Origin of the sequence: Rhodococcus sp. (in: high G+C Gram-positive bacteria), from assembly GCF_049299235.1 — a bacterium.
Lineage (GTDB): Bacteria > Actinomycetota > Actinomycetes > Mycobacteriales > Mycobacteriaceae > Rhodococcus.
This window is the reverse complement of record NZ_JBAQXC010000169.1, coordinates 1-9,378: the sequence shown is the minus strand read 5'-3', so window position 1 is coordinate 9,378 and position 9,378 is coordinate 1. Positions and strand designations below refer to the sequence as shown.

General features: G+C 69.8%; 9 protein-coding genes. 4 read left to right on the top strand and 5 right to left on the bottom strand.

What is annotated here, in order from left to right:
• From WAX14_RS10250 to WAX14_RS10240, 3 genes are all read left to right on the top strand, one after another.
• Positions 1-274, top strand: a 274-nt coding sequence (locus WAX14_RS10250) for a PfkB family carbohydrate kinase (protein ID WP_422627977.1), incomplete at its 5' end; no start/stop codon positions are given.
• Positions 275-283: 9 nt separating this feature from the next.
• Positions 284-2,332 (top strand): PTS fructose transporter subunit IIABC, encoded by a 2,049-nt coding sequence (locus tag WAX14_RS10245; protein WP_422627976.1) that lies wholly within the window; start codon positions 284-286, stop codon positions 2,330-2,332.
• A 40-nt stretch (positions 2,333-2,372) separates the two neighbouring features.
• A complete protein-coding gene (locus WAX14_RS10240) occupies positions 2,373-2,630 on the top strand; it encodes an HPr family phosphocarrier protein (RefSeq protein ID WP_422627975.1) in 258 nt (85 codons plus the stop codon).
• 3 nt (positions 2,631-2,633) lie between these two features.
• Here WAX14_RS10240 and WAX14_RS10235 read toward each other — a convergent pair whose 3' ends face one another.
• From WAX14_RS10235 to WAX14_RS10215, 5 genes are all read right to left on the bottom strand, one after another.
• Complete coding sequence (locus WAX14_RS10235) at positions 2,634-3,665, bottom strand: hypothetical protein (protein ID WP_422627974.1); 1,032 nt, start codon at positions 3,663-3,665, stop codon at positions 2,634-2,636.
• 38 nt (positions 3,666-3,703) lie between these two features.
• Positions 3,704-5,197 carry a GTPase HflX gene (gene hflX / locus WAX14_RS10230; RefSeq protein WP_422627973.1) on the bottom strand — a complete coding sequence of 498 codons (1,494 nt, stop codon included), beginning with the start codon at positions 5,195-5,197 and terminating at the stop codon, positions 3,704-3,706.
• Between the two features lie 73 nt (positions 5,198-5,270).
• Positions 5,271-6,137, bottom strand: a complete 867-nt coding sequence (dapF, locus tag WAX14_RS10225; protein ID WP_422627972.1) for a diaminopimelate epimerase — start codon at positions 6,135-6,137, stop codon at positions 5,271-5,273.
• A gap of 10 nt (positions 6,138-6,147) precedes the next feature.
• Positions 6,148-7,101 carry a tRNA (adenosine(37)-N6)-dimethylallyltransferase MiaA gene (miaA, locus tag WAX14_RS10220; protein WP_422627971.1) on the bottom strand — a complete coding sequence of 318 codons (954 nt, stop codon included), beginning with the start codon at positions 7,099-7,101 and terminating at the stop codon, positions 6,148-6,150.
• Positions 7,098-7,811, bottom strand: a complete 714-nt coding sequence (locus tag WAX14_RS10215) for a class III extradiol dioxygenase subunit B-like domain-containing protein (RefSeq protein ID WP_422627970.1) — start codon at positions 7,809-7,811, stop codon at positions 7,098-7,100. Before WAX14_RS10215 ends, miaA begins: the two co-directional genes overlap by 4 nt.
• Before the next feature lie 151 nt (positions 7,812-7,962).
• Here WAX14_RS10215 and WAX14_RS10210 point away from each other — a divergent pair, with 151 nt between their 5' ends.
• A complete protein-coding gene (locus WAX14_RS10210) occupies positions 7,963-9,354 on the top strand; it encodes a DUF349 domain-containing protein (protein ID WP_422627969.1) in 1,392 nt (463 codons plus the stop codon).
• The last annotated feature ends 24 nt before the right edge of the window (positions 9,355-9,378 follow it).

Sequence of the window (9,378 nt, the reverse complement as noted above, 5' to 3'; positions counted from 1 at the left end):
CCTGGTCACCGCCGACGGCGCGTGGCGAGCTGTCGCACCACCGGTCACGGCCCGGAGCACGGTCGGTGCCGGCGATTCGTCGCTCGCCGGATATCTCATCGCCGACCACGCCGGCCTCGGCCCCGCCGACCGGCTCCGGCACGCGGTGGCGTACGGATGCGCGGCAGTCGCCCTGCCCGGCACCGAACTGCCCACACCGGCCTCCGTCGATCCCGACGCCGTCCACATCACCGACCTGGATCCTCGATCCCCGGTACCGTCCCACCACCCGTAAGGACCTTCCATGCCAGACAGCGCACCCCGCCCTGATCGCGGACCCGCGATCATCGTCGCGGACCTCATCACACTCGATGCGGACCTGGGCACCGACAAGGCATCGGTGATCAGTGCACTTTCCGCCCGGCTCGCCGCCGCCGGCCGCGCGTCGGACGCCGATGCCCTCACCGCCGCTGCCCTGGCCCGGGAGAGCAAGTCCGCGACCGGACTTCCCGGTGGCCTCGCCATCCCGCACTGCCGGTCCGAATCCGTCACCGTGGCCTCGCTCGGCTTCGCCCGCCTGGCACCGAGGGTCGACTTCGGTGCTCCCGACGGACCCGCCGACCTCGTGTTCCTCATCGCCGCACCGGAAGGTGCCGGTGCCGAACACATGAAACTGCTGTCGTCACTTGCTCGCGCACTGGTCCGGCCCGACTTCGTCGCATCGCTACGCGACGCCGCCACCGAAGCCGAAATCGTCGCCCTCGTCGAGGGTGTGCTGCCTATGCCACCGAAGGTAGCGCACGAGCAGGAACGGGAGCGGGAGGCCCTCTCCGACGCCGAGGCCCCCACCGAACGGACCATCGTCGCGGTCACCGCCTGCCCGACCGGGATCGCCCACACCTACATGGCCGCCGACGCGCTCACCGCCGCGGGACAGCGCGCCGGCGTCACCGTCCGCGTGGAGACCCAGGGTTCGAGCGGCAGCACTCCCCTGCCCCCCGCGACCATCGCCGCGGCCGACGCCGTCATCTTCGCGACGGACGTCGGCGTCAAGGGTCGCGAACGTTTCGCCGGTAAGCCCGTGATCGCATCCGGCGTCAAACGCGCCATCAACGAACCCGACACGATGATCGCCGAGGCGGTTCGTGCCGCGGCCGACCCGTCCACAGCGATCGTCGAGGCCGGCTCGGTTCCTGGCGAGTCGGGGCGGACCTCATCGAGGTCGACCGAGACCGGCGAACTCGGCTGGGGCACCCGAATCCGGCAGATCCTGCTCACCGGCGTGAGCTACATGATTCCGTTCGTCGCCGCGGGCGGCCTGCTCATCGCGCTGGGATTCCTGCTCGGTGGCTACAACATTTCCGACTCCGCCGCAGACCTCGTCGTCGACAACACCTTGTGGAACCTGCCGGAGAGTGGACTGGCCGCCTATCTCGGCGCAGTGCTGTTCCAGCTCGGATCACTGGCGTTCTCATTCCTGGTGCCCGCCCTCGCCGGCTATATCGCCTTCGCGATCGCCGATCGCCCCGGACTGGCACCCGGATTCACGGCGGGCGCCGTCGCGGTCTTCGTCGGTGCCGGCTTCATCGGCGGGCTCGTCGGCGGCATCATCGCCGGCTTCGCCGCACTGTGGGTAGGACGCATTCCGCTCCCGGTGTGGGCTCGCGGACTCAAGCCCGTCGTGATCATCCCGCTGCTCGCTACCCTCATCGTCGGCGCCCTGATGTTCCTGGTGCTGGGACGGCCGCTGGCCGCGATCACCACCGGTCTCACCGATTGGCTGAACGGTCTGTCGGGTGGCTCCGCGGTGATTCTCGGCATGATCCTCGGTCTGATGATGTGCTTCGACCTCGGTGGCCCGGTCAACAAGGCCGCCTATGCGTTCGCCGTCGCCGGACTGGCCGTCGACAACCACGCCTCACTGCAGATCATGGCGGCGGTCATGGCCGCGGGCATGGTGCCGCCGCTGGCAATGGCCCTGTCCTCGACGGTGCGCCCGAAGCTCTACAGTCCCGCGGAGCGGGAGAACGGCAAGGCCGCCTGGCTGCTGGGCGCGTCCTTCATCTCCGAGGGCGCGATCCCGTTCGCCGCGGCCGACCCGTTCCGGGTGATCCCGTCGATGATGGTCGGCGGCGCGGTGACCGGTGCGCTCGTGATGGCGACCGACGTCACACTCAGCGCCCCACACGGCGGCGTGTTCGTGATCTTCGCGATGGACCGCGTCCTGTGGTTCTTCGTCGCACTGGCCGCGGGCACCGTCGTCGCCGCGGTGTGTGTCACGCTCGCCAAGGAGATCAACCGTCCCGCCCACCTGACCAATTCGGCACCGGCACCACAGCCGGTCGCCGCCTGACCACCACCGAACCAGACCCACCCAATCGAAGGAGAACCCCATGTCCAGCACCACCGTCACCGTCGGCTCGTCCATCGGCCTGCATGCGCGTCCCGCCGGAATCATCGCCGAGGCAGTCGTCGCGGCGGGCGTCCCGGTCACCCTGTCGGTGGACGGCAGCGAGCCGGTCGACGCAGGCTCGGCGCTGATGATCATGACGCTCGGCGCCGAATGCGGCACCGTCGTCACCGTCACCTGCGACGACGACGCTGTGCTGGCGCAAGTCGCGGACCTGGTGGTCGCCGACCTCGACGCCTGAAGGTCACCGACGCTGAGCCGTGCGGCGGCGCCACCGGCCGGCCCCTGCGGCGAGCAGCACCGCGGCGACCGCCACGCCGGCGACGATCATCGCGATGTCCGCTGCGATGCTCGTCGACCCGGAGGCAGTGTGCTCCGGGTCGTCCGCCGGGTCGGGTGCGAACATTGCGGCGACGCCGGGCCACATCCGGATCTCCGGCAGCGTTCCCCCGTTCGCTTCGGAGGCAGTGAGCAGATCACCGTCCGCGGTGAACGCGACCGCCTCCCCTTGCGGTTCTCCGGGAACGGGAATCCGCAGGTCCGGGCCGGTCGCGAGCGCGGCGGCCAGATCACCGTCCGGCGCGTGGAACAGATACACATCGGTGTAGGTGCGGACCGCCGCGACCGTGCCGTCGGCGCTCACCGCACCCCCGGTGATCAGGGTCGACGACCCGCCGGCCAGCGGCCCACCCGGCGTGTCGGTGGGTCCGAGCCGGAGAGTGCCGACCTCTTCGAGCGGATTCGGACCCGGAGACGTGAGGTTCGCAACGGTCCGTCCACCCGCCGGCCGGTAGATGCTGCTCGCGCCGAACAATGCCTTGGTCACCACCAACGGCACACCGTCACGGCCGATGAGCAGGGTTTCGGCGTCGCGGGCGCCGGCCGGGTAGGTCAGCCGGTACAAGTCACCCGCACCGGTGTCGGGATCGAGCGAGATCAACGCCGCAGTGTCCCGGCGGGCCGTGTTGTCACCCGTATCGGACAACCACAGTCGCCCGTCCGGTCCAGATGCTAAATCCTCCACGTCGTACGGGTCGACGGGCGCCGGGATGCGGCGCACCGTCGAGCAGTCGTCGCCAAGCTCGACCGCGGATTCGTCCGACCCGGCGTCGGGCACCGCGAACAGGCGACCGTCGAGCACGGCAAGTCCCGACAGTTCCGCGAGCCCGGCATCGGACGGGGTGCACAGCACCCCCTGCTGCACGTCGGCGACCGGTACGTCCTGGGTGTCGGCGATCGCCGGTGCCGCCGCGACGAGGGTGGCCGTCGGCGCCATGAGTGCAGCGACGAACGCGCGCCCCGCCCCAGCCCGCACTAGGCCGCGTATTCGACCAACGCCGAGGCCAACGCCTGCGGTACCCGAGCGTGGACGCGGGTACCGTCCTCCACGTGCGCGGACTCGAGGATCTGCCCGTCGGTGTGGATGCGGGCCAGAAGGTCGCCGCGCGTGTACGGCAGCATCACCTCGACCTCGACGTCCGGATCCTCGAGCAGGTCGGCGAACCGGTCGCGTAGGTCGTCGAGACCTTCGCCGGTGTGGGCCGACACGAAGACCGCGTCGGGCAGTAGTCCTCGTAGCTGCATCAGCATCACCGGGTCGGCGGCATCGATCTTGTTCACCACGATCAGTTCCGGCGGCGCCGGCGCATCGGTCTCGCGCAGCACGTCGGTGACGACCTCGCGGACCGCCTTGATCTGCTCGGTCGGTAGCGGATCGGATCCGTCGACGACGTGCATCAGCAGATCCGCATCCGCGACCTCCTCCAGCGTCGACCGGAACGCCTCGACGAGCTGGGTCGGGAGGTGTCGGACAAACCCGACGGTGTCGGTCAACACGAATTCGCGGCCGTCCGGCAGTGCCGCACGGCGAGTGGTCGGATCGAGTGTCGCGAACAGCGCGTTCTGCACCAGAACTCCGGACCCGGTGAGCGCATTGAGCAGGCTCGACTTCCCGGCATTGGTGTAGCCGACGATCGCGACCGACGGAATGCGGTTGCGGAGCCGCCGGGTCCGCTTGGTGTCGCGGGCCGCCTTCATCCCCTTGATTTCCCGCCGGAGCTTGGCCATCCGTTCGCGGATACGACGCCGATCGGTTTCGATCTTCGTCTCACCGGGGCCACGCAGTCCGACACCACCGTTGCTGCCGGCACGACCACCGGCCTGCCGCGACATCGATTCGCCCCAGCCACGCAGGCGCGGAAGCATGTACTCCATCTGCGCGAGGGAGACCTGCGCCTTGCCTTCCCTGGATGTGGCGTGCTGCGCGAAGATGTCCAGGATCAGCGCCGTGCGGTCGATGACCTTGACCTTGACGATCTTCTCCAGCGCGGTGAGCTGCGCGGGGGTGAGTTCACCGTCGCAGATCACGGTGTCGGCGCCGGTGGCGACGACAACCTCCCGCAACTCGTCGGCTTTGCCGGAACCGATGTAGGTCGCAGCGTCCGGCTTGTCGCGGCGCTGGACGAGTCCATCCAGCACTTCGGACCCTGCGGTTTCCGCGAGGGCCGCGAGCTCGGCGAGGCTTGCCTCTGCCTGTGCTGCAGTGCCGCCGGTCCACACTCCGACGAGAACTACTCGTTCGAGCCGGAGCTGGCGGTACTCGACTTCGGTGATGTCTTCGAGTTCGGTGGACAGGCCCGCGACGCGCCGGAGAGCACTGCGATCGTCGAGTTGCATCTCGCCGATCGACGGGTCGTGTGTCCATCCGCCGTTGTCTGCGCGTTTCTCGGTCACGGGCGTCGCTTCGCGCGTCGAATGCTGCGCGTTCGTCACATGCTCTGTGTTCGTCACGTTCTGTGTGTTCGTCATACAGAATCCATCGTCCCACGTCGCCGGGCATCGTGCATTCGAGTTTTTCCCGGCATCGCGAACACGCGGAGCATCAGCGGAGCGCCGCCCACCACGCATCCGAAATCGAACCGGTCGCGACCAGCACGGAAGGGCCGCGCAGGGACGCCCGCGCATCCTCGATCCGCACCTCCACCGCACCGCCGGGAAGCCGCACCTCGACGACGCCCGAGTCGGCGCCGTCGAACCGCAGCGCGGCGGTCGCCGCGGCGACGGTCCCGGTGCCGCACGACCGGGTCTCCCCGACACCCCGTTCGTGGACGCGCATCTCGACGGCACCGGACGTGATGGGGGTGAGGAACTCGATGTTGACCCCGAGCGGGAAGAAGCCCGGATCGAATCCGGGAGCGGACAGGTCCAGCGCGGCCAGGCCTGCCCCGGCGAACTGCGGGTCGACGCACGCCAGGTGGGGATTGCCGACGTCGATGCCGAGTCCCTTGTACATCCGGCCCTCGACGGTCGCCGTGGACTCCCCCAACTCACGGACAACACCCATGTCGACGGTGACCTCGCCGTCTACCGGTCCGGCGGCGTGCACCTGCACGGGCCTGGCTCCGGCGCGGCTGCCGACGACGAAATCGGTGCGGCTCTCGAACCCCTGGACACACAGATAGTGCGCGAAGACCCGGACACCGTTGCCGCACATCTCGGCGATCGAGCCGTCCCCGTTGCGGTAGTCCATGAACCAGTCGTCGGCGGCGGTACCGTCCGGAAGGGTCGCGAGCACGCCGTTGTCGACGAGTGCGCCCGCCCGCGCCACCCGCAGAATGCCGTCGGCGCCGAGACCGCGGCGCCGGTCGCACAGTGCGGCGACCCGTTCCGGCACGAGATCGAGCCGGGCGTCCGGATCGGGGAGAATCACGAAGTCGTTCTCGGTGCCGTGCCCTTTGCTGAACTCCATGCCGGCCAGCTTATCCATCGGGCTGCTGTGACACCGACGCTGCCACGACACGCAGAGCCGCGGCAGCCAGGTCCGGATCGGCGCCGTCGAGCCACTGGACTCGCGGGTCGCGACGGAACCAGGAACGCTGCCGCCGGACGTAGCGCCGTGTGCCGATGAACGTGCGCTCGCGGGCATGATCGAGGTCACAGTTACCGTCGAGATATTCGATGACCTGGGCGTAGCCGATGGCACGTCTCGCGGTCACCCCGTCACGCAGACCGCGGTCGAGCAGACCGCGCACCTCGTCGACGAGTCCGCGCTCGAACATCAGATCGGTGCGCTCCGCGATACGTTCGTCGAGTTCGGTGGTGTCCCTGTCCACTCCAAGGACGACGGTGCCCCAGCGGGGTTCCCCACGCTGCGGCTGCGACGCCGCGAACGGCCGACCGGTCAGCTCGACGACCTCGAGTGCCCGCACCATACGACGACCGTCGGTCGGCAGGATCGTCTCGGCGGCGACCGGGTCGGATTGTTGCAGCGCAGTGTGCACGGCAGCGAGGCCACCGTCTGCGAGTACCGCCTCCCACTTGGCGCGGACCTGCGGGTCGGTTGCCGGGAACTCCCATTCGTCGAGCAGCGACTGCACGTACATCATCGAGCCGCCGACGATGATCGGGACGGCACCGCGCGCACGGATCGCCTCGACGTCTGCGCTGGCCGACTCCTGGTAGCGGGCGACCGTGGCGGTGTCTGCGACGTCGAGCACGTCGAGTTGGTGGTGTGCGATCCCCCGGCGTTCGTCGACAGTCAATTTCGCGGTGCCGATGTCCATGCCGCGGTACTGCTGCATCGCGTCGATGTTGACGATCTCGCCGCCGAGCGCGCGCGCCAAGTCCAGACCCAGATCGGACTTGCCCGTGGCGGTCGGACCGACGACCGCGACAGGCACCCGCGCGGCCACCGCCGTCAGAGCCTCGTTCACGGCCGCCAGATCCCGACGTGATAGCCGACGCCGTACGGCGCGCCGCGGTAGGCGATCTTCGCCGCTGCCGGTGCGGTGGTGAACGCCCCGGCGAGCACCTGCCACGGAGCGCGCCCCGCGAGGTCGACCTCGGCGCATCGGTCGGGGTCGAGCGACGTCAACACCGACGGATCCCCCGCGGCGAGAGCGTCGGCGACGAGGGCTTCGACGGCGGCGGCGCGCTCATCGAATGCACCGGGCGCTTTCGCGGTCAGGGTGGCAGCCCCGTCGGCGATCACCAACAGCCCACCGGGGGTGTTTTCGTCGTCCAGTCGGGCACGGAGTTGCCGCCCGAGCCGGGTGCACTCGTCGCGTCCGGTTCCGACATCCACGATGTGGACCTCCGCGCGTACGGCGGGAGCGGCGTGATCGCGCAACCACCCGGCGATCAGTGCCGGCAGCGGCAGATCAGGGTCTGGGCTCCCGGTCGCGTCCGGTCCGAGATCGACCCGGACATCGGCGCCGTAGCCGCGGAATGTGCCGGTGGCGGTCGCCGCGACACGTTCCGCGGCCGCACCTGCTCCGACGACGACCCAAAGTGAGCAGTCCGCGATCTCGGTGACCGCGGAGATCGCGGCATCGCGCAACTCTTCGGTCTCGCGTGCGGCGAGGCCGTTCAGTTCGGGCACGAGCAGCGGTGGGGACGGCACGAATACCGCAGCGGTCAGCACACCGGCCACGGTAGTCGACCGGACCCGCCGCCCCGCGTCCGCGCGACCTGTTTCAATGGTGGGCGGACATCGTCGCGGATGAACCCGCGGCGGACCTACGGATGAGCCATGCGACCAGGCAGCCGTGCCGCGCGGCAGAGATGAGGACCCGATGACCGACCCCCACGCACAGGACACGAGCGCAACCGCCGAATCCGATGCCGTGCCGGCACCCGCCGCTCCGAAACCGGACGCGCCCATCCCCGGCGGTGCACGCCCCGGAGCCGAGCACGCCCCGAAGCCGCATCCGGTGGCCTCCCACGTGCACGCGACGACGCCGGCGGTCCCCGAAAGCGACCCGAGCCTGTTCGGCAGGGTCGACGAGGACGGCACCGCGTGGGTGGTCACCTCCAGCGGCGAGCGGTGCATCGGTTCGTGGCAGGCGGGTGACGCAGCCGAGGGCCTTACGCACTTCGGGCGTCGCTTCGACGATTTGGCGACCGAGGTCGCGATCCTCGAGTCCCGACTCGCCTCCGGTTCCGGGGATGCGAAGAAGACGCGGGCGGCCGCGGAGGCGCTTGCCGAATCGTTGCCGACGGCGGCGGTGATCGGCGACCTCGACGCGCTCACCGCGCGACTCGCGACGATCGTCGCGGATTCGGAGAAGGCCGCGACGGCCGCCCGACACGAAAAGGAGCATCAGCGCGCGGAGAACACCGCCCGCAAGGAGGCTCTTGCCGCGGAGGCCGAACAGATCGGTGCCGAATCCACGCAGTGGAAGTCCGCAGGCGATCGACTCCGGGTGATCCTCGACGAGTGGAAGACCATTCGCGGCGTCGATCGCAAGGTCGACGATGCGTTGTGGCGTCGCTATTCGAAGGCCCGCGAAGCGTTCAACCGGCGCCGCGGTGCACACTTCGCCGAACTCGACCGGGAACGGGCCGCCGCGAAGGGCCGCAAGGAAGAACTCGTCGAACGTGCGGAGGCGCTCCGGGACTCCACCGATTGGGCGGCGACCGCCGCCGCATTCCGGGATCTGCTGGCCGAGTGGAAGGCCGTCGGCCGGGCGCCCCGCGAGGCGGACGATCAGTTGTGGAAGCGCTTCAAGGGTGCCCAGGACGTCTTCTTCGCGGCCCGCAACGCGGCGAGCGCCGAACGGGACGCGGAGTTCGAGGACAATGCCAAGGCGAAGGAGGCGCTCCTGTCGGCCACCACGATCGACCCGGCGGGCGATATCGACGCCGCCCGCGCGCAGTTGCGGGAACTTCAGGACCGCTGGGAGCAGATCGGGAAGGTTCCGCGGGAACGGATGCACGACCTCGAGGCTCGGCTGCGGTCCATCGAGAAGCAGGTGCGCGAGGCCGCCGAGTCCGAATGGCGCCGCACCGACCCCGAGGCGCTGGCGCGCGCCGCACAGTTCCGCGAGCGAGTCCGCCAGTTCGAGGAGCAGGCCGCGAAGGCGTCTGCGGCCGGCCGCGCGAAGGACGCGGAGAAGGCGCTCGCGCAGGCGCAGCAGTGGCGTGAATGGGCCGACGCGGCCGAGGGCGCCGTCGGCGAACGCTGACCTGTGCCCCCACCCGGAAGCCCC